A 20,595-nucleotide genomic window follows, 5' to 3' on the forward strand; every position below is an offset into this window, starting at 1 on the left:
CCTTGCTGCGCACCTTCGCCTTCAAACCATCTTCTTCTCATAAATAAAATCATCCATCACAAACCCCGAACCAATCGCAACGGTGCGTTCAGAAACGCGCGTAAAGCCGCGATGCTCATAAACAGCGATCGCCTGCTGGTTTTGTTTGTTGACGTTTAAATGCAGTGTTTTGCCTGAGGTGATCTCCTCGTACCAATCAAAGACTTGGCTGGCATAGCCTTTGCCTCTAGTGGATTGATGGAGATACAATTTACTTAAATAAATCTGCTGCTGCGTTTCTTCATACGCTGTATATCCTACTGCTCGGTCTCCTTCTAATAACAAAAGATAGACTGCTCCTTGCTGGACTTCGTTTTGAATCGCTGCTGGTGATTGGTAATGAGCCAGCATATACGCGACTTGATCGGACCCAATGATAGGTGTAAACACTTCTGGCCAGATTTCTTTGATCAAACGATCCAACGTTTGGAAATCTTCAGGTGATTGAATGATTTTTTTTGTGATTGCCATAAGAACCCCTTCTTTCTGCTGCACGAAACAAAAAATCGTTTATAAATATCTCTATTATAAGGGATAAGGAAAAAAAAGAAAGGGCACGTGGAACAAAGACCCCAAAATGTCTCAAAAGATGGTAAACTAGAAGTGAAAAAATGGTGACGAAAAGGAGGTAGCAACACGATGCAACTCTTGCAACTACTTTTACTGGCAATCATTTTTGTTTCGTTCTTCATGGCGTTGATTGGTTGGGTTTTATCGATAACCAATGGCTTGATCTTCTCTCGTTCTCCTCAGCAATTTAAAGCGCATGCCCATGATCCTAACTATGAAAAAGAACGACAAGCAGGCTAGCGCTTGAAAGAGATTATATTCCGACGCATTGTTCCTCTAGGAATAGCCTCTTTGATCGTCTATGAGTTAATCGCACTATTAAACGTCCTTTAAAAGTTTTTAAAAAGACTCAAACAAATTAAAAAACAACCGGCATCTTTTCCTGTTGATCAATGCGCCTTTCGCTTTCGCTGAGGGGAACATCAATGCATAAGATGCCGGTTTGTTTTTTATTTGCTTACTGCTGCTTTAGAGGCTTGAACTTTTTTCAGTAAAGCGAAGAGGACTTGACTGTCATCAATAGCCGCAATATATTGTTGGCAAAGTGCCATCATTTCTGTTTCATCCATTTTATCTAAAGAAATAACAAACTCATTTTCTACTACCTGCTTATTATTCATAGGGCTCCCTACTTTCTTCCTTTGTTACCTCTAGTTTGCCATGAATGAGCAGGTTCCGTAAGAACTTTTCAGTTTACAAACAGGAAACGGGTGGTTTACATCCTTGTCCTATCAAGGTTTTGCCAGAAAATTTATTCGGTAGCAGGCTCGATGTGGATGTCAGTATCAAACACCTGAAAACGATCAGCTAAGAGATCTTCAATAGCATCTGCCACGTTATGACTCTTTTCAACCGTCAAAGATTTGTCCATCGTCACGACGACATCGAGAAAAACATTGGCGCCATACATCCTTCCTCGAATCGATTTGACAGATTTCACTTCAGAAAAACCAGCGATTGCCGCTTCATACTCCACGACTAACGATTCATCAAACCCATCAGAAAGTGAAAAGGCACTCTCACGAAAAATATCGACGGCGGTTTTGATAATCAAAAGAGCTACCACGATCGCAGTCAAACTGTCTATCCAACCGATACCAAATGAAGCGGCAAAAATAGCGATCGCCGTTCCAATACTCGTCCACGCATCGCTGCGGTTGTCTTTAGCAGCTGCTAGCAGAGCGGAGCTTTTTACGCGAGCGGATAATCGCTTATTATAGTAATACATGCCATACATCAAAATAGCTGAAATGATACCGACGACTGCCGCGATCAAATCGGGACTTTGCGTTTCTCCGAGTAGAATCGTTTGAATGGAAGACCATAAGACCTGCAGACCGACCGCCAGCATAATCAAGGACGTTACGAGACTCGCCACATTTTCTGCTTTCCAATGACCATATTTATGGTCTTCATCTGCTGGCTTTTGAGCCAGACGCAAACCAATCAAGACAGCGATCGACGCTACGATATCCGTCGCATTGTTCAACCCATCTGCCCATAGTCCTTCAGAGTTTGCCAAACGACCGATGGCAAGTTTGGCGATGGAAACCAAAATGTAAGCAACGATACTTAAGATGGCGCCTCTTTCTGCTTGTTTTAATTCTGCGTATCTTGTTTGATTCATGTCATCCCCTCCAAATAGTCAACTTGAAAATAATAGCTGAAATTTTCACAATTTGCATCATTTATTTGAGAGATTTTATTTTTTAGGAGCGGCAAACATTCACTTCTAGTGAAACGAATTTCTGTTCTGAGGACACCAAAAAAGCAGGACCCATAAGGGACTCCTGCTTTTTCTACTTTTTCTTTCACAAAGAAGCATGGCTACTCATTCACCAACAACTGGCGATTTCTTTTACTGAATTTCTCATTGTGGGATGAAACCATCGCCTGTGGGACACTGGTCGGCTCTAAATAGTGTTTGATTTGGTTGACTGCTTGCGCAGCATCTTGAAAGGCTCCCGCCAAAAGATTCACTTTGCCTTTGAAATAATGAATGTCGCCAGCTGCAAAAACACCGGGATGGCTAGTTTTTGTAGGAATCTCGCAATTGAGGTAAAAGTCTTCATGGCGTGCAAGATCAAAGGAGACTTTATCTAACAAGCCACTGTCACGGTCATACCCGTGTTGGATCAGTAGATGATCGCATAAAAAATCGATCGTTTCATGGTTGGCACTGTTTTTTAGTCGTAGAACCATATTGAATGTTTCGGCTTGATTCACCCCATCGATGGTGTGATTCATCAGCACTTGAATCCCTTCTGCTTTCATCTTCTTTACTTGTGCTTCATGAGCTTTCAATTTTTCTCCTCGGTAACACAGGGTGACTTTGGCACCATAAGACACTGCTTCGATCGCATAATCCACTGCCGCATCACCGCCGCCAGAGATCACTAGATGCTTGCCTTGGATCGCTTGCTGGTCAGGAAACTGATAGTGGATATAGTTGTCGACATTATTATGGATGAAACATGGCAATTTTTGCGGAGAAACGACACCGCCGCCGATGCAGACTAAAACGGTGCGTCCAACATGGGTTCTCCCTTGGTCATCCACTGCATAAAAAAGGTCGTCTTCCTTGGTCAATGAAATGATTTTCGTTTTCAGATAGATCGTTGGATCAAACAACTTGGCCTGTTCAATCAAGTGTTCTTTGACTTTCTTCCCCTTGGTTGGCGGTAATGCACCCACATCCCAGACCATTTTTTCAGGATAGAAATTGATCTTCCCGCCTAATTCGGCTTGTGCTTCAAACAATACGACCGATAGATCACGTAATCCAGCATAAAAACTCGCATAGAGTCCAGTGGGTCCTCCGCCGATAATCAGAACATCTGCTATAGTGGTCATTGGCTAGCCTCTCTTTCGTAAATGAAAATCATTCTCAATTAGTTAGTTCGATTATAGACAACGATCCTCCATTTGTAAAGAATTTTCTGAAAACAAATTAATTATGTTTACCAATTATTTTTCTTTACATTGTAAAGAAAAAAGCCTTTTCCTGAACTTCTGGTAAAAAAAAGATGAGCAGATTGTTATTTTTTCTCATTTTATCTAGTGATATATTTGTGATCGTCCCTGACTTCAAGGTATACTCTTAGAAAGTAGGTGAAAAAATGGAAGTTGAAAAATGTTACGCGCCCTTACCGGACGGGTCTATCCTCTATTACGAGAAAACCGGTTCAGGACGCCCTCTTTTTTTACTGCACGGAAATGGCGGCAGCAGTGCCTATTTCTCAAAGCAGGTCGATGCCTTGCGTCAAAAACATCAACTGTATTTAATCGATAGTCGAGGACATGGCAAATCCACCAATACGCAAAAGAAAATCGATTTTTTTAAAATGGCAACAGATCTCTTAGCAATTATTCAGCAAGAAAAGCTAACGAAAATCGCCTTACTAGGATTTAGCGATGGTGCCAATCTGGCGATGGTCTTTTGCCATCTCTACCCAGAGCATGTCAGCTGCATGATTTTAAACTCTGGCAACACGGAACCGCGAGGTGTGAGGCTCTTTTCTCGAATCGGCAGTGTCTTGCAATATCTGATCGTTTGGCTTTGTTCCCCATTCTCCAAAGGCATGCGGGGCTTTCTGCCTATTTTGGGATTGTTATTTCGTCCAATCGGTTTATCTACAGCCGATTTGAATCACCTCAGCGTGCCGACATTGATTTTGGTCGGCAAACGTGATTCGATCAAGCTTTCCCATTCTTTTTATATTGCAAACAGTATTCCTCAGTCCAATTTTATCGTTGTCAAAGGACAAGGACATAGTTTTGCACGAAAAAATCCAGAAGTATTTAATACGAAAGTTTTATCTTTTTTAGAAAAGGTCGGTGAATAACTATGAGAATCTTTACTTGGCTCCGCGACCACCGCTCACTGTTTAAAACCCTCTTCTTAATTGCAGTCGCCGTGATCGTGTTCGGCGAGCTGCTTTCGTTAAGCAAGACGATCTCGATTGATCAACTAAAACAATTGTTTGCGCAGCTATCCCTTTGGCGAGTGGCTTTAATGGCTGTCATTGGCTTACTGTGTGTCTTTCCCATGGTCTTATATGATATCGTCTTGAATCGCTTGCTAGGGGACAAACCTGATCGCCGTTATTTACTAGAAACCAGCTGGATCATCAATACCATGAACAATTTGATCGGCTTTGGCGGTTTCATCAGTATCGGGTTACGGTCGGAATTTTATGGCAAAGGAAAAAAAGGCAGAGACGTTGCCCAAGCAATATCGAAGATTTTTATCTATTTGATGTCTGGTCTTTCGATTTTATCGCTTGCTGCGCTGGCATTCGTCCTCTTCGGTCCCACGACCGATTATCTCCAACAGTATTGGATCTGGCTTTTAGGCGGCAGTCTTTATTTTCCAATCGTCTATGCGCTTAGTTTTTCCAAAAAAAATGCCTACTTAGGTGGGCTGCAACGACGCGATCGTCTGCAGCTGATCGCCGCTTCCTTATTGGAATGGCTAGGTGTTTTTGCCGCCTTCTTTACGACGGGTCTGTTGATGGGTCTCTCGGTCGATGTGTTTCAACTGTTGCCGCTTTTCATCGCTGCTTCCGTGATTGGGATCGTCTCGATGATTCCCGGGGAACTGGGAACCTTTGATGTCATGATGATCATGGGAATGGGTTCACTGCAGATTCCCCGTGAAAGTGTCATTGCCTGGCTCTTGCTGTTCCGTCTGTTTTATTACATCATTCCCTTTTTGATCGGTTTGCTTTTTTTCTCAAAAAATGTCGGTGTCTCCCTCAACCAGCGCTTTTCTGGTATTCCAAAAAGCTTGTTGTTGGAAGTGTTCCACAAGATCGAAGTGTTGCTGCTTTATCTGACTGGAACGATGTTGGTGCTTTCCGCCACGATCCCAGAAGCCTTTGATCAAATCAAATGGTTAGCCCACCTCAATCCGATTCGCTTGAATTTTGTGATGCAGTACCCGAGTATCTTTCTCGGCTATCTCTTTTTGATTGCCGGTCGCGGCATCTCTGCTCGTGTCAGTCGCGCGTACGTGCCGACGCTTTTGTTGATTGCAGCAACGATCGGCTATGCTATTTTTGCGGGTTTCCGCTTTTCGACCATGCTGTTTCTTCTATTATTACTGGCGATCATGATTTTTTCAAAAAGCGAGTTATTCCGAAAGCAACTGGTTTTCGCTTGGGAATGGCTGACGATCGATGGTTTGTTGATTGGTTCGTTGACGATCCTCTATGTCATTATCGGGGTCTACAATATGCCCCATATCAATCGGCATCCGACGCAACACCATTCGATGGATTTTTTGCTCTTCCCTTCTGAAAAATTATGGCTCCAAGGTTTCGTTGCGATTTTATTCGTCGCAGTTGCGATGCTGCTGTTTGCACGCTACTTGATGGGACCAAAGCACCAACTCGGCGTCAGTGCCGCCACCGATAAAGTGAAGCATGTTTTGAACACTTATGGCGGCAATAGCGATAGCCATCTTGTCTATTTAAAAGACAAGCAAGTGTACGTTTATCCAGAAATCGGCGAGCCGACGGTCTTTTTTCAATTTACGACCTTTAATAATAAATGCTTAGTCATGGGGGATCCTTCTGGGAAGCAAGTAGACTTTCCCCAGGCACTGGAAACCTTTCTAACAGAGATGGATCAGTGGAATTACTTGCCAGTCTTTTATGAAAGTAGTGAAGAAATGGTGATGCTGCTGCATGAATTTGGCTATGACTTTATCAAATTCGGTGAGAAAGCCTATGTGGATCTACCTAGCTTCACTCTCTCAGGAAAGAAAATGAAGGGACAGCGGGCATTGAACAACAAGATCACCAAAGAAGGCTTTACCTTTGATGTGCTCACTCCACCCTTTTCAGCCGAAACCTTTGCCACCCTTAAAGAAATTTCTGACAACTGGCTAGATGGACGGAAAGAAAAAGGGTTCTCCCTTGGATTCTTTTCAGAATCCTATCTGAGTACCGCACCAATTGCCGTCGTCCGTAATCAGCAACAAGAGATCGTCGCGTTTGCTTCCTTTATGCCAACCTATCAGACAGGCTTAGCTTCCATTGATCTGATGCGTCACGATCCTGAAAAAGCCCCGAACGGAACGATGGATTTCTTGTTTATTCAGCTGTTTGATTATTTTAAAGAACAAGGCTACCAACAATTCGATTTAGGTATGGCACCATTAGCCAATGTTGGTACTTTCCGCAGTAGTTTCTTACAAGAGCGGATCGCCTATCTCGTTTACACCTTCGGGTCTCGCTTCTATTCTTTTGAAGGATTGCGGGAGTACAAACAGAAATATGCCGCTTCTTGGTCCCCTCGCTACATTTTGTATTCTCGAGACAGTTGGATCGGTTATGTCATGATTGCCCTGTTGATCGTCGATAATCAAGCGGCGGACAAAACGAAATAAAAAAGCTCAAATGCGCCGGTTTATTCTCGGAGCATTTGAGCTTTTTTAATTGTTGCGCTTAGAAGTTATTCTGCTGATTTAGATGGTGCGTTTTCCCAAAGTTGTTTGACGACTGGAATATTTCCTAGTTCCGTCATATTGGATGGCAGAATGACCGTGTTGGTATTGCTGTTGACCACGTCTTTAAAGGCTTCGATACCTAGATAAGATAAGGAGCGCTCGTCTAGCTGGCTTTCTTTGATTGCTTCATTGATAGCTAAAATCCGTTTGCGTTCAGCTTCAGTGATTTTCGCGATTCGTTCCGCTTCTGCCTCAGCATCGATCCGTACACGTTTTGCCCGCGCCTCTGCATCGATTTGGGTTTGTTCTGCCCGAGCTTGCGCGTCGATCGTCATTTGCGAAGCTTTGGCTTCGGCACTTAAGACTGAAGAAGATTTCTCCCCTTGGGCTCTTGTGATCATGGATTCTTTGTCTCTTGAAGCTGTGATCAATTTATTCATTGATTCAATGATTTCTTGGGAAACTTTGATTTCCCCGATATTGATCCGGTCGATCGCTAACCCATAGCCAGCAGTGATGTCTTTGATTGAAGTAAATAGAGCCACGTTGATTTCTTCAGTTCCATTTAGAACCTCGTTCAGATCCATTTTCCCGATGATCCCCCGTAAGTTTGATTGGGCATCTTGAATCATTGAGATAACGGAGTTTTCATTTTCGTAAACAAAGGCACGAACATCTGTGACGTGGTATTTGATTGCTTCATCGATCTGCACGATTACGTTGTCTTTCGTAATTGCACTTTGCGGTTCGATCTCCAGAGGAATCTGTTTCAAGGACACTCTTTCTCTTACGGTATATAAAATCGGAACAAGAAAATGAAGACCTGGTTCCAACGTTCGAACATATTTCCCAAAACTTTCCACAACTTTGACTTCCCCTTGACGAACGATCACAGCAGTGCTTGCGATCAGCCAAATCAGAATCACTAATACGAAGATAACTAAAATAATTTGGATAATGATCATTGTAAAAACCCTCTTCCATTTTCAAATAATGTATTGTTAACACGGGTCAATAAGACACCGTTTTCAACCCCGATAATCTCTAACATGACATTTTCAGCAGGAATCCCTGCAATCACCCGATATTCTGTGTAGGTGCCATAAAGACGGATATAGCCGGAATAATGATCCGTCAGCGATCGAAAATAACGTCCAACCGCTCGTTGTTCCATGTAGTCTACGATGATTTTCCACCCTCTTTGCCTTCGTGCAGGTTATTTTTCGTTTCAATTGATTCGTTCATTCTATGACAAGTGTTACTAACTATAATAGCACGTTTCACCCAAGAGGACAGTAAACTTTTCCTGGATCTCCCCTTTTTAAGAAAAAAACCACAAAAGGAAAACCAATTCCTTGCATTTATCAATTAAATTTCATACAATCTAATTGTACAAAATATAAAAATCAGGAGTGAAGAAATGATGAAAAAAATGTATTCGACAAAAATGATCAACACTGGCGGCCGTTCAGGAGAAGTTCATAGTCCCGATCATTCGTTTGAACTAAATATTACTGCACCTGGCAAACGTGTTGAAAATGCCACCAATCCAGAACAACTTTTTGCGGCTGGGTTTAGTGCTTGTTTCAATAGTGCCCTTGAATTAGTGAAAAGCAACAAAGGAATCGACGGTGCTTCGACTGTCAGTGCACAAGTGACCCTATATGCAGAAAGTGAATCAAGCTTTGTTTTAGGCGTTGAGATCGAAGGTCAAATCGAAGGTTTATCAACAGAGGAAACACAAGAATTGCTTGAAATCGCTCATACCGTATGTCCTTACTCAAAAGCTACAGCTGGCAACATTGAAGTGTCTGTCAAAGCCGTTAGCGAGTAGACTTTCGTTGAAAAAACAGCTATGATAAGAGGCGGATGTTAGAAAAAGGGGTGAAAACATGAATGTCTTAGCGTTAGAAAACCAATTGTGTTTTCCTCTATACGCCGCTTCAAAAGAAATTATCAAACAGTACAAAGACTTACTGGACCCGTTGAATTTGACCTATACCCAATATTTAGTGATGTTGGTGTTATGGGAAGATGAAGCGATCAGTGTCAAAGAATTGGGGAAGCAATTATGTCTAGATTCTGGCACACTGACACCGGTTTTAAAAAAGCTTGAAGCAAAAGGATACCTAGTAAGAAATCGAAATCAAGACGATGAACGTTCCTTGAGGGTCACATTGACTGATTCAGGCAAAAGACTCCATGAACAAGCACTAGAGATCCCCTACAAAGTAACTGAATTCTTGCCTCTTGAACCGGAAGAACTGTCAGTCCTCCACGAATTGACGACCAAAATGGTCCAAAAATTTCAAGAACAAGAAAAATGATCCGCTGTTTTCACAGTGGATCATTTTTTTATCTTTTAAACCTTCACTAACAAACAGCGAAGAAAACCAGATGACCTACGAAGCTTTGGTTTTCAATTCGCCAATAACATTTCGCAACTGAGTTAATTGTTCTGGGTCTTCAATTTTTTTGATCGCAATTTTTACCAGTTCAAAAATTTGTTCCTCCGTCAAACCACTTTGCAAAATCTCCAATTCGGTGACGGCTGGTTGGAAACGACGAGCCAAAACTGACCCACTCATCTTGATACTTGCGATCTCAAGTATCCCTTTATTGACTAACTTACGAATCACTGACAATGACGTGTTGCGATTCAAGCCGAAGCGTTCACTAAATTCGGTACAGCATAGTGGCTCATCCACAGCCCAAAAACAAACTAAGACTTCCCACTCTTTTTTTGAAAAACTCAAGTAATCCATAACTGCTCCTTTCCATGCCAATCAGGCTGGTTCTTATTTTCTAATCAAAACAATCGCAGCTATTGACATAAGCTATCTATCCTCTTCATTTTACGATTGTTTTTTCTTTCACTAAAAGGATTATATACCAATAATAATCTATTTTATTCATAATTTCAAAATATTTTTTATTTTAATGATAAATAACACGTTTAATTCTCCTTCTTCTCCATAAAAAAAAACGACTAGATGCGCTAGTCGTTTTTTTCTATCAAGTGATCCTAAGAAGAACTGCTTATTGGATGTTGAAAATCAGGCTTTCGTGCTCTTTTTCTTTTAAGGAATAGCCACAAAACTCTTTATTCAAATTCGGATAATCGCGTTCGATCATCTGAATAACCTCGATTTCCGTCAAAAATTTGTCTTCTGACAATTGCAACGAGTTCAACAAGACAAAGCGTGAATCATAGCCTAAAATCTCTGGCATCAATTGCCAAAAATTTGAGTGATCAATTTGTTGGATCTTTTCTTCAAAGTTAGCAATCAATTGTTGTACATGATCATAGACTTTGGGATAATCAGATTTTAACAAATCCAACAGTGCTTGATCGACCACCTTATCCAAATAAGCCTTTGTGTCCGTATAGATTATTGAAGAAATCACTTATTTCATCAATCCTTTCATTCAAATGCCATATTCGACATCGTCAAGGATGGCTCCCTGTTCCTATATATAGCATACTATCGGTGATTTTCGTTCTCAGATTAAGGATAGAATCAAGAAAAAAAGGAGAAGTCTTTTTTTGATTCCTCAATCTTACTACACAATAGCAAAATTTTGCTGAACTGATAAGCAAAGCGAATCAGCAATATCTGAAAATGAGAAATTTGTCAGATTTCCCTCCTTTTTTAGAGAGATTGCCTCTCTTCTATAAGAAAAATCAGCCGCCAAAGCTCTCATCTTTTAGCGCGATCGATTTGAACCAAACAACCAGCAGCCCTTATTGCCCTTCACAAAAAACGGAGACAGCATAATCTCAGACAGAACCTTCAGCTACATGTATAATTAAAGTAGAGAAAGTCATCAAAATAAACGAGACGAGGAGTGGAGCAAAGATGAAGAACCATTGTAAATGCGGCAAGAAGTTAACTGGCAATGAAAAAAGCTGTCCGGACTGCAAACGCAAAAAACAGCAAACTTTAGATTCCTTGGAAAAATTCGTTAAATACGGCAGTTTTGCTTTAGCAGGCCTATCATTAGTTTTAAAAATTGCGAAAAGTCGACAAAGTTAGCAATGATCGACTGAGAACTTTAATAAAAAAAAACGCCTTATTGGCGTTTTTTTTTATTCGTCTACAATCGTACTCTCCAACTGCCAATTGACCGTACCAGTATACGTCCCCGGTTAAATCAAATCAAAATCAGGAACAAATCGTAAATAGCAGTTGTATTCATTTAAAGCAAGGGTCAAATCAGCCTCGCCGTCGGGAAGGTGCTGAAAAAGGATCGTTTCTTCTTTCGTAACTGTTGCCACCAAGTGATCGTCGAGCGGATCATAGATCACGAATTGGACTTCTTTGGCCAACTGCTACTGGTCTTGCAAGAAATCAGTCATTTGCCCACTAAGCTGCCAAGTCCCTTCACTGCTGTTGCTGATAGACAGTAGTGCCGAGGTTTGATCAAACGAAACAGGAAGATAAGCAAAGCCATCACTTCGGATCGATCGTGCGAGCTCATTTACATTGATTGTCGGTCCATTGATCGACTCCGGCGCACTGAGAAATTGTACACTGCCTCGAAAATCAATGCCATAATAATGGGTTTCTGATTGATTTCCTTCTGCATCGATCACAAAAGCAGCAAGATAATAAGTGGTTCCCGGCTCCAGATTCGCGGTATCTCGTTCCAACGTGTATGTAAAGGGATCTGCCAATGTGGCACGCTCTATCTGAGCTGTTTCTGAGAAATCTGCCTCCGTCACCGTCTCTGCTTCCGTAAAAAAATCCGTAACATACAAGCGTGCTTGCGTTGAATTGCGGTCATCGATGGTAATCGGGGTAAAGCACAAACGATTTTCCCGCACGATCTGCTGGGTTTCTTTCGCTTCTGCTAAGGTAGGCACACCCGTTGTCAGCGTGGGCGGAAACACACCGGTCATTGTGTAGGAATGCGTCTCAGGGCTGCCAGATACGAGACTCGATACAAAGGCATTCCCTTGGAAGGTCGTTTGCACAGGCACTGTTTGATTCAAGTTCTCATTGAGCGGCGCCCCCGTATAGGTGATCGAATAGTGGATCAGATAGTCATTCCCTTTGGCTAATGCAGGTAGGGTCGCGACCAACTCACCAGCTTCAACGCTAAAATCAATCGGCGTGCCGCCTTCTGGTATACCATTTACCATCAAATCAGGACCACCGAAATACACTGTCTCATCGACTAAAGAAAAGCCTTCTGGAAGAAACGAACACAGCTTGATGCCTGCTTCCAACTCCGTTAAATCACTGGTGTCCTTATAAGAAAGATACGTGGCATAAGTAATTGTTTTTTGCGCATCAACGACTGGTGGTTGACTCAGAGCTGTCTCAGTATCTAGCAAAAGCTTGTTGGGGTCACTTTCAAATACGCCTGTACGCAATTCCATATCGACCAAGCCTTCGACATCAATGAATGCCACTGCTTTTTCTTGGACATTTCCACCATTAGCACCAGTAAAACCAAAATAAACTGGCGCATTGTTGGTCAAGTTCAAGTTCGTTTTGAACGTATCATCCACGGGTACCGTGACATCGACCCCAAAATCTGGGACAGAATAATGCAAGGTTTGATTTGGCTGATCGAAAGTAACGGTAAACGTATGCCACTGGCTAACGGAAATATCAGTGACCGCAACAGAATCAAGATGGTTGACGACTTTATACGACGGCAGCCAGCCTTCCGTCGAATAGGCGTCGTTTGAACCTGGAAAATTCCATGCGATATGATGACTATTAGGGGCATCACGATCTATGGCACCATGGAGACCCAGACTACCAGAATTGTAGTAAGTATCGAATTCGATGGCAAAGCTTTGCGGAATCGCTCCGGTATTCAGTGGGTCGGTTCCCCCTACATTCGACCAAACACCAATCGTTGGACCGGCTTGTTGAGCAAGTGCATTTAAGCCACTGCTTTGCATGACAAAAGCTAAGCCATCGCTATCAGCAGCTGCATTTTCGATGCAAAAAGCCATTTCTAAACGAAAAGATCGGGTAAAAGAAACCGCTTTGTTGAACCAAACGCCCCCACTAACATTTGATGTCACCCCATCATTTATCTGAACATAGTTATAGCCATCCGATCCTTGCGGAGAACCAGCTTGCCCCACCGTAGTGATCAAGGTCTCATCGATCGGCAACGTCGCAAAATCTGGCTCAACGACGGTCGCCTCAACAGATGCGTTTCCTGTATAGCATAAGGCGATACCTAACAAGAAGAAAAGTAAAAAACGTGTCGTAAGAAATTTTTTCATCGTCATCCTCCGCTTTGTTTGATCAAGTACTTAAATGAAGCCTTCTCATTCCTGCTCTGTTGTTTCCTTTGATTTTTTTCGTCGCAAATACATCAGGAACAATAGACTGGAAATAAGCAAGAGAATGACCACTGCAACAATATATACCCAACGGTTGCTGTGAAGAGAGCCTGATCCCACGATCGTTTTTCGATTGATCGATTCAGCTTCTGGGCGAGAAACAGTGACGCTATCCTCAAAAACCCACGTTCCACGTGGGGCACTCAGCTCGATTTGAATGTGGTAGGTTCCCGGCTCTACGATTTCTTCATCAAACGCGCTATAAAGATCCAGTGTAGAGTTTGGGCCAAATTGAAAACTTTCTGCTGTAAATCCCCCCTCAACGCTGTCACTGTCTTGCTCACGAATCACAGTCTTAACAGCAATCTTCCCAAAAGCCACTGGCTGATCATTTCCAATGCGGCTTTTTAGGGATGCGATGCCGTCTTTTTCTATCGCCTCACTTTCGATCAATGAAAGTTCAGGATCAGGTAGCGGATCTAACTGCTAGCGAAGGCGGACACCTTGGACGATTTTATAGGTTGACGTAAGACTTGTTTCCTCCGCCTCTTGCCCCTCCTTTTGTTCTTCTTCAAAAGAAAAGGCACCTAAGATTTCACCTGTAAAACGCTTGTCATTCATTGAAAGAGGAAATACCATTTGGCGTGTTTCCCTTGGTGCAAGCTGAATCATTTGATTTGGTTTCTTTATCAAGGTCGTGAAAGACACCCCGCCAAAATCCTCTGCTGTTTCGGCTGCCTGATAAGCGATGATTCCACTAGCAGCTGTGTAACTATTCAGTGCGGATGCTTGTATCGTAAGGGTTTCCGAACTCGTGTTATGAAGGGCAACGGTCAAATTCTGTTCGGTCTCATGATTTACCAGTAAGTCGAAATAAGTGACGTCACTGACTTGATTTTGGGGAAGTTCAGGGGTTACAGTGAACCGTGTGGTCTGTGCATGACCGGTGACTTTCGTAACGCAACACAAACTGATAAAGAAACTAATGAGTACGAAGCACTTGATTTGTTTTTTCATTGTCGCCCTTTCTTTCCTACTCTGCTTGATACGTGTTCGTTAATGTCCAAGTGATCGTGCCGCTATAAGTGCCGCTGTTCACATTTTGCTTCGGTACGGTTAATGAAGCATTGGAAAAGTTAAAGTCATTGGTTGCTAAGCCAGTTGTGCCATTAGCAGAAGCAATCAGCGTTGGGTCTGTTGCCCCTACCATCAATTCGGTGCCCGCGACTAGCGCTGCATCGCCAGAAGCCGTTGTACCATTTAAAGTGACTTTGGCATTTGCCAGCTCGTTATCACTAGCATTCGTCATTTTCGATAATTGCGCCGTCAACTGCCAGCCAGCTTGATTCGGCCCACGGTAATCTGTGATCGATGTCACTTCATTCGACGTTGTTTGAATCACTTGTTCATCGGTAGCGATCTCTTGGATACTGCTTGTACCGAAGTTAAAATTAGTCACCTGATCCAGTGACAAGATTCCTTGCTCGATCGTTAGCGTTGCTTGACTCGTCATTGAAGCCGTTGGATTCGCTTCTGCTGCAGCTGCGGCAGTCGGCGCCATTCCTAAACCCATTCCGACCAAACCTAACATTACTGCCTTTTTGTTCATTTTCATCTCTTCCTTCACTTTTTTTAATGAGAAACCGAGGTTAATCGAAAAAAACAGCCTTAAAAAATAATAATTTAATTGGTGTTTTTTCATTCTATTCTCATCTATCATAAGTATAATCCATCATGGTTATCATACGGTTCACAGATTTAGCGTAAAAAAAACGCCAAAAAGGAGAATCCCTTATGTATCGAGAATTCATTTCTCCCGCAGAAGAAAAGAAATTAGAGATTTTCAAAGTTGTCTGTAATTCCAATGGCGTGACATTGGTCCAACTGTCAGAAGTTTTGAACATCCCACAAAAAAGTCTGCAAAAATATATTTATTTTTTAAATGAAGATTTGCAGCTGCTCTCCCCTCACCTGCTTCTATCAAAAAATCATTACAATCAGTATTTTGTTGAGCGAGCAGAGGACGATAAACCTTTCTATGCAAAATTGATGTATCATTATTTGCTCAACTCCACACAATATACCTTGATCCACTACTTGATTGGGCGCCCGCAAATGACCTTGACGCAATTATGTTTGGATTTGCATGTCAGCCAATCGCATATGTATCGGTTGATCAAGAAAATCAACCAACTATTGGAAAAGTTTCAAATCCAAATTCGAACAGACCTGAATAATCGCATCGTTCTTGCTGGAAAAGAGCTTGATATCCGTATTTTCACCTACAGTTTCTTGACCCAAAGTGCGCCTGCTGATTTGTGGCTATTGCCGAGCGTTTCCCATAAAAATGTCGAAGAGTTTACAGCGTTCTTTGCTGTTTCTCACTTTGATCCGTTGACGAAAAATAAACTCGCTGCATTTTGGCAAGCAGTGGGCAGCCGAACGATCCAGAAAAAATATTTGCCAGCGATCCCTGAAAAATACATGGGATTGATGAATTTTTATTGTTTTTTACCAGAGGAAATCCTCGAATCGCTTTTTTTGAGTGCCGATTATGCCTCAGAAAAGACGCTTCAGTCAGAATATCTTTACTTAAATTTCTTTTTGCATGTGTTTTTGCCAGGGGTGATTCCCCAAGCGAAGAATCAAGCGATCATCCAAGAGATCAAACATTCTGATACCGATCTTGTGCGCTTTTTCACTGCAATGATCAAAGATTGGCACGATACCTTTGCTCCAAGTCAGGAAGTCGCCGAATTTGAAAAACTATTAAGCAGCTGTCTGCTGGTCTTCAATCTATCGATCATTATCGGCATCGATCTTCTGGAAGTGTGGCAGCTCGAACACCAACTGTTGACCGAAAACACTCCTTCGAAAGACAAAACCTATGAAGCAATCTGCAAGCTTTTACTGACCCATGTTGAAAGGTATCCATTTGCTGACTTGGATAAAGAGTATTTTGAACAGACACAGTTGCCTTATCTTGCGCATCTCTTGTTTTTAGAAACACAGATGAATACACCCCCGACCGTGTCGATCTATATTCAAACGACGATCCAATACCGCACGAAGCAAATGATCGAGACAAGGATCCATTCGATTTATTCCAAAGCTTCAGTGACTTTTGTTAACCAGATGGAAGCAGCCGATCTATTGATCACCGATAGTTATGAAGAAGTGATTTTTTCCGAAAAATTAGTCTTACTGTCTAACCTGCAAGCCGAACAAGAGTGGGCAGCCGTTTTTGCAAAGATCAATCAACTGATGATGACCAAGATGTTTGCCAAACAAGGAAAGTAAGCTGCCGATTCCATTTTCATCCCAAAAAAAAGCCCGAGCATCTTTGCTCGAGCTTTTTTCCTACAAATTTATCCAGGGATTGTTAAGCGAAGAAGCTACCACCCGTTACACTGTACACTTGACCAGTTACATAGCTTGCTTCATCAGAGGCTAGGAAAACATAGACTGGCGCTAATTCGACTGGTTGTCCAGCACGTTTCATCAATTCTTTTTGACCAAATTCTGGGATCGCAGATTGTGGTTGGCCACCAGAAATTTGAAGTGGCGTCCAGATTGGACCAGGCGCAACGGTATTGACCCGAATGCCTTTTTCACTTAATTGCGCAGCTAGCCCTTTACTAAAGGATGTAATGGCACCTTTCGTGGCTGCATAGTCTAAAAGATGGGCGCTTGGTTCCGCACTTTGGATCGAAGTGGTCGTGATGATGCTTCCACCAGCTGGTAAGTAATCCAATGCTTCTTGGACTGTCCAATACATCGAGATGATATTCGTTGTAAAGGTGTCTTGAATTTGTTGCGTAGTCAACTCTTTGATGTCCTTCACCGCTTGTTGCATCCCAGCATTTAGAACCAACGTATCTAACCCGCCTAATTCTTTGGCTGCTTCATGAACCAATTGACGAGCGAAGGTTTCATCTTTCAAGTCTCCTGGGATCAAGACGGCTTTGCGTCCAGCTTTTTCAATGACTGCTTTGACTTCTTGCGCGTCTTCTTCTTCAAAAGGAAGATAGTTGATTGCAACATCGGCGCCTTCTTTGGCAAAAGCGATCGCTGCTGCTCGACCAATACCAGAATCACCACCGGTCACTAATGCTTTGCGTCCAGCTAATTTGTCTGAACCTGAATAGCTTTCTTCCCCGCAATCAGGTACTGGCTGCATCTTTCCTTGAATCGCCGGTGCTTCTTGCACCTGATTTTCAAATGTGCCATCATAATACTTCGTTAACGGATTGTTGATTTTTTCTGACATGCTCGTTTCCTCCTTGATTATTTCTACTTCTTATTTGTCATCGTTTGTTATGACCTTACTTAAAAGTGTAAAGGAAGATGGAGCGAATGAGAAACGAAACGCTCACCAGAAAAAAAGCATCTGTAAGAAAACAGATGCTTAGTAAAACGAAAAAGCTGCATGACTCAGTAGTGAAAACGTCCCCAGGCATCTCATCATTCTGCTGGGAAATCGTAGTGAAGTTTCTGTGTGCAGTGGTTGATTTTGCTACTTTTCTAGCAGTTCGAGCAGTGCCCGACGAAAGGCCTCCATCTCCTTTGCGGTCTGTAGAAAAACATCGAGATGACTGTGGTGGCTGTCGATCATCCAGCGTTTGGTGTCTGTAATATGTGCTGAAACTTTCTAAAGTAATAAAAAGCATACTCGTTTTCTAAAAAATAAGCTGTTTATTCGCGGTACTAAAAACATTAGCGTGCCTTCACATATCCTTCTGATTATTAACTATTTTTTTCACAACCAATGGATATGATTTTAAAAAATTGAATATTTACGTTATCCTTTTACTCAAATAAGAAAGAATGAGGAGAGATAAAATGATCCAACTTGCTCGCTTGATCTTTTGGGTACCAGTCATCTTTTTTTCGTTAGGTTTGGTCTTCCTGACAAAACGACTGCCGCGTTTCACATGGGTTTCTCTAACGATCACTGTTTCTTTGATCCTCTTTGTTTGTAAAATCTTAGAATACTCCTATGTCATGCCAGATATGAAACTAACCGTTTATTTTATGGGTTTCTTGATTTCTGCTAGTCTGCTTGGGTATATTTTTTATTTACGTAGTAGAAAACGTTGACTGCAGCTGCGCCTCACTCGCACCAAAACACCCTCTTAGTGAACACTCTTTTGACTACAACAAAGACGATCTATACCTATGAAGTAGCTCCTTTCATCCCCTTCGTAAGGATTACGGCTCATGATCCCCTTTCGAGGGGATTTTTTTATTATTCATCCTCACTCATTCTTATTCAGTCTGCTTTGATGAAAAAATCACTTTTCGCCGATCACGGCATACCAAGCCTTTCTCTCTGATTCCTTTCGTTGTGACACTTGCGATCCCCAAGAACACATTGCCTTCCTGAATAATTAAATATATAATAAAATTGTAAATTACCACATCGTAACAAAGAATCTTCAAACCTCTTGAAAGGAGCGTTTCCTATGAGCTGGCTGACCTTTGTCGTCCAACCACTGACCCTGCTGTTTTTTCTCACAGTTTTTTCCCTTGTGTATTTGATGCCTGAATCCGTTGTGCCTAAGCCAAAAATGAAGAAGTGGGCGTTAACTGTTTCTTTGATCTTTCTGGCATGGCAGCTGCTGATTCCCTTTTTCTTCTTTGTTCTCTAAACCCAGCAAAAAAAGCGGCGCTCACAAAAGAGAGCCGCTTTGGTTTAGTTTTTAATCCTGTAACAAACTACCGCCATTGGTGGCAATCACTTCTTTGTACCAGTAGAAACTATCTTTGCGGGAACGGTCAAAGCTGCCGTTTCCTTCATCATCTGCGTCTACATAGACAAAGCCGTAGCGTTTCGACATTTCTGACGTGGAAGCCGATACTAAGTCGGTACAACCCCAAGGCGTATAGCCCATCAATTCCACACCATCTTCGATCGCTTCATACATTTGTTCGATATGCGCCTTCAAATAATCGATGCGATAGCTGTCATGGATTGAACCATCCTCTTCCACCGTATCCAAGGCACCTAAGCCGTTTTCAACGATAAACAACGGTACTTGGTAGCGGTCGTACAAGTTATTCAAAGTCACACGCAAGCCGATTGGATCGATTTGCCACCCCCAGTCAGAGGCTTCCAAGTAAGGGTTTGATTCCCCTAAAGAAAAATTGCCAGCAGTTGCTTCGCCGCCTTCTTCAGGATTGTGGCGGGCAATAGAACTCATGTAGTAAGAAAAGGACATGAAGTCGACAGGGTATTGCGCAAGAATGTCTAAATCGCCGTCTTCGAAGGACACTTCGATGCCGTTTTCTTTAAAGAAGCGCTTCGTATATGCGGGATACTTCCCACGAACTTGGACATCAGAGAAGAAGAGATTCTCGTGGTCACGCTTGATTTCTTCCATCACATCTGCTGGATTTGGTGTAGCTGGGTAAGCTTGCATTCGTGCCAACATCATCCCTACTTTGATGTCAGGATTGATTTCGTGGGCAAATTTTGTTGCTAAACTAGAAGCCACAAATTGATGATGCACGGCTTGATACATGTCAGAAAGGTTTTGTGTGCCGTCTTCGGATAACAAGGCACCACCAACATAGCCAGAGATCCCCATGATATTGATTTCATTGAAGGTCAACCAGTATTTGACTTTATCTTTGTAGCGGGTCAACACGGTTTCTGCGTATTTGACGAACAAATCGATCACTTGGCGATTTTTCCAGCCGCCATAGTTCAACGCGATCCCGATAGGTGTTTCGTAGTGAGAGAGGGTCACTAAGGGTTCGATCCCGTATTTCGCACACTCATCAAACACATTGTCATAAAATTGCAAGCCTTCTTCATTTGGCTGAGCATCGTCACCATTTGGAAAAATTCTTGACCAAGCGATGGACAGGCGGAAGGTTTTGAAGCCCATCTCTGCGTACAAGGCGATATCTTCTTTGTAGCGATGGTAAAAATCTGACCCCCAACGTTTTGGATACAAGCCTTCTTTGTCATTTAAGGCAAACAAAACTTTTTCCCGTGTCATTGGTGCAGCAAATTCTGCCATGTTTTTGCGGTCTTCTGGTTTGACAGCGATCGCTGTATCAGATGTGGCTGGACCACGTCCGCCTTCGTTCCATGCTCCTTCAAATTGGTTGGCTGCAGTGGCGCCGCCCCATAAAAAGCCTTTTGGAAATTGTTTTTCTGTCATGATTAGCCTACTTTCTTTTTCTTTAATGATCGACACAGCAGATCAGC

23 protein-coding genes are annotated in these 20,595 nt (G+C 42.4%); 8 read left to right on the plus strand and 15 right to left on the minus strand.

Features of this window, described 5'->3' with window-relative positions; translation table 11 throughout:
* Positions 1 to 21: 21 nt before the first annotated feature.
* Positions 22 to 510, minus strand: a complete 489-nt coding sequence (locus ECA1_RS10905) for a GNAT family N-acetyltransferase (protein WP_060792484.1) — start codon at positions 508 to 510, stop codon at positions 22 to 24.
* A gap of 168 nt (positions 511 to 678) precedes the next feature.
* Here ECA1_RS10905 and ECA1_RS17855 point away from each other — a divergent pair, with 168 nt between their 5' ends.
* On the plus strand, positions 679 to 849 hold the full coding sequence (locus ECA1_RS17855) for a hypothetical protein (protein WP_236596060.1): 171 nt from the start codon (positions 679 to 681) through the stop codon (positions 847 to 849).
* A 209-nt stretch (positions 850 to 1,058) separates the two neighbouring features.
* Here ECA1_RS17855 and ECA1_RS17630 read toward each other — a convergent pair whose 3' ends face one another.
* The 3 genes from ECA1_RS17630 to ECA1_RS10920 form a co-directional block, all read right to left on the minus strand.
* A complete protein-coding gene (locus ECA1_RS17630; RefSeq protein WP_169793692.1) occupies positions 1,059 to 1,229 on the minus strand; it encodes a hypothetical protein in 171 nt (56 codons plus the stop codon).
* A gap of 131 nt (positions 1,230 to 1,360) precedes the next feature.
* Positions 1,361 to 2,236: a cation diffusion facilitator family transporter gene (locus tag ECA1_RS10915; protein ID WP_060792485.1), complete on the minus strand. Its 876-nt coding sequence runs from the start codon at positions 2,234 to 2,236 to the stop codon at positions 1,361 to 1,363.
* A gap of 200 nt (positions 2,237 to 2,436) precedes the next feature.
* Positions 2,437 to 3,462: an NAD(P)/FAD-dependent oxidoreductase gene (locus ECA1_RS10920; protein ID WP_060792486.1), complete on the minus strand. Its 1,026-nt coding sequence runs from the start codon at positions 3,460 to 3,462 to the stop codon at positions 2,437 to 2,439.
* 266 nt (positions 3,463 to 3,728) lie between these two features.
* Here ECA1_RS10920 and ECA1_RS10925 point away from each other — a divergent pair, with 266 nt between their 5' ends.
* Complete coding sequence (locus tag ECA1_RS10925) at positions 3,729 to 4,454, plus strand: alpha/beta fold hydrolase (protein WP_060792487.1); 726 nt, start codon at positions 3,729 to 3,731, stop codon at positions 4,452 to 4,454.
* A 2-nt stretch (positions 4,455 to 4,456) separates the two neighbouring features.
* Entirely contained in the window at positions 4,457 to 7,003 is a 2,547-nt protein-coding gene (mprF, locus tag ECA1_RS10930; protein WP_060792488.1) for a bifunctional lysylphosphatidylglycerol flippase/synthetase MprF, read from the plus strand.
* 65 nt (positions 7,004 to 7,068) lie between these two features.
* On the opposite strand, the gene ECA1_RS10935 is transcribed toward mprF, so the two are convergent.
* Entirely contained in the window at positions 7,069 to 8,028 is a 960-nt protein-coding gene (locus ECA1_RS10935; RefSeq protein ID WP_010747934.1) for an SPFH domain-containing protein, read from the minus strand.
* Positions 8,025 to 8,237 carry a hypothetical protein gene (locus ECA1_RS10940; protein WP_005225691.1) on the minus strand — a complete coding sequence of 71 codons (213 nt, stop codon included), beginning with the start codon at positions 8,235 to 8,237 and terminating at the stop codon, positions 8,025 to 8,027. Before ECA1_RS10940 ends, ECA1_RS10935 begins: the two co-directional genes overlap by 4 nt.
* 249 nt (positions 8,238 to 8,486) lie before the next feature.
* Here ECA1_RS10940 and ECA1_RS10945 point away from each other — a divergent pair, with 249 nt between their 5' ends.
* Both ECA1_RS10945 and ECA1_RS10950 read left to right on the plus strand, forming a co-directional pair.
* The gene (locus tag ECA1_RS10945; protein WP_060792506.1) at positions 8,487 to 8,897 is read left to right on the plus strand and encodes an Ohr family peroxiredoxin; all 411 of its coding nucleotides are present in this window, start codon (positions 8,487 to 8,489) and stop codon (positions 8,895 to 8,897) included.
* Between the two features lie 58 nt (positions 8,898 to 8,955).
* Positions 8,956 to 9,390, plus strand: a complete 435-nt coding sequence (locus tag ECA1_RS10950) for a MarR family winged helix-turn-helix transcriptional regulator (protein WP_015509453.1) — start codon at positions 8,956 to 8,958, stop codon at positions 9,388 to 9,390.
* 75 nt (positions 9,391 to 9,465) lie between these two features.
* Here the strand turns inward: ECA1_RS10950 and ECA1_RS10955 are convergent, their stop codons facing one another.
* The 7 genes from ECA1_RS10955 to ECA1_RS10980 form a co-directional block, all read right to left on the minus strand.
* Entirely contained in the window at positions 9,466 to 9,828 is a 363-nt protein-coding gene (locus tag ECA1_RS10955) for a hypothetical protein (protein WP_005225688.1), read from the minus strand.
* Positions 9,829 to 10,102: 274 nt separating this feature from the next.
* On the minus strand, positions 10,103 to 10,471 hold the full coding sequence (locus tag ECA1_RS10960; RefSeq protein ID WP_060792489.1) for a DUF7006 family protein: 369 nt from the start codon (positions 10,469 to 10,471) through the stop codon (positions 10,103 to 10,105).
* Positions 10,472 to 11,213: 742 nt separating this feature from the next.
* Entirely contained in the window at positions 11,214 to 11,393 is a 180-nt protein-coding gene (locus ECA1_RS17860; protein WP_236596061.1) for a hypothetical protein, read from the minus strand.
* A 3-nt stretch (positions 11,394 to 11,396) separates the two neighbouring features.
* Positions 11,397 to 13,316 carry an L-type lectin-domain containing protein gene (locus ECA1_RS10970; protein ID WP_236596062.1) on the minus strand — a complete coding sequence of 640 codons (1,920 nt, stop codon included), beginning with the start codon at positions 13,314 to 13,316 and terminating at the stop codon, positions 11,397 to 11,399.
* Positions 13,317 to 13,361: 45 nt separating this feature from the next.
* Entirely contained in the window at positions 13,362 to 13,829 is a 468-nt protein-coding gene (locus tag ECA1_RS17865; RefSeq protein WP_236596063.1) for a WxL protein host-binding domain-containing protein, read from the minus strand.
* A gap of 33 nt (positions 13,830 to 13,862) precedes the next feature.
* Positions 13,863 to 14,393 carry a DUF916 domain-containing protein gene (locus ECA1_RS17870; protein ID WP_236596064.1) on the minus strand — a complete coding sequence of 177 codons (531 nt, stop codon included), beginning with the start codon at positions 14,391 to 14,393 and terminating at the stop codon, positions 13,863 to 13,865.
* A gap of 16 nt (positions 14,394 to 14,409) precedes the next feature.
* On the minus strand, positions 14,410 to 15,078 hold the full coding sequence (locus tag ECA1_RS10980) for a WxL domain-containing protein (protein WP_060792490.1): 669 nt from the start codon (positions 15,076 to 15,078) through the stop codon (positions 14,410 to 14,412).
* A gap of 92 nt (positions 15,079 to 15,170) precedes the next feature.
* Between ECA1_RS10980 and ECA1_RS10985 the strand changes: the two genes are divergently transcribed.
* Positions 15,171 to 16,676 carry a helix-turn-helix domain-containing protein gene (locus ECA1_RS10985; RefSeq protein ID WP_060792491.1) on the plus strand — a complete coding sequence of 502 codons (1,506 nt, stop codon included), beginning with the start codon at positions 15,171 to 15,173 and terminating at the stop codon, positions 16,674 to 16,676.
* 82 nt (positions 16,677 to 16,758) lie between these two features.
* On the opposite strand, the gene ECA1_RS10990 is transcribed toward ECA1_RS10985, so the two are convergent.
* Positions 16,759 to 17,646 (minus strand): SDR family oxidoreductase, encoded by an 888-nt coding sequence (locus ECA1_RS10990; protein WP_060792492.1) that lies wholly within the window; start codon positions 17,644 to 17,646, stop codon positions 16,759 to 16,761.
* A gap of 572 nt (positions 17,647 to 18,218) precedes the next feature.
* On the opposite strand from ECA1_RS10990, the gene ECA1_RS10995 reads away from it, so the two are divergent.
* Both ECA1_RS10995 and ECA1_RS11000 read left to right on the plus strand, forming a co-directional pair.
* Positions 18,219 to 18,476 carry a hypothetical protein gene (locus tag ECA1_RS10995; RefSeq protein WP_010747924.1) on the plus strand — a complete coding sequence of 86 codons (258 nt, stop codon included), beginning with the start codon at positions 18,219 to 18,221 and terminating at the stop codon, positions 18,474 to 18,476.
* Positions 18,477 to 18,841: 365 nt separating this feature from the next.
* Positions 18,842 to 19,027 (plus strand): hypothetical protein, encoded by a 186-nt coding sequence (locus tag ECA1_RS11000; protein WP_060792493.1) that lies wholly within the window; start codon positions 18,842 to 18,844, stop codon positions 19,025 to 19,027.
* A 51-nt stretch (positions 19,028 to 19,078) separates the two neighbouring features.
* Here the strand turns inward: ECA1_RS11000 and ECA1_RS11005 are convergent, their stop codons facing one another.
* Entirely contained in the window at positions 19,079 to 20,548 is a 1,470-nt protein-coding gene (locus tag ECA1_RS11005; protein ID WP_060792494.1) for a glycoside hydrolase family 1 protein, read from the minus strand.
* Positions 20,549 to 20,595: the final 47 nt, after the last annotated feature.

The organism is Enterococcus casseliflavus NBRC 100478 (genome assembly GCF_001544095.1).
Taxonomy (GTDB): Bacteria; Bacillota; Bacilli; order Lactobacillales; family Enterococcaceae; genus Enterococcus_D; species Enterococcus_D casseliflavus.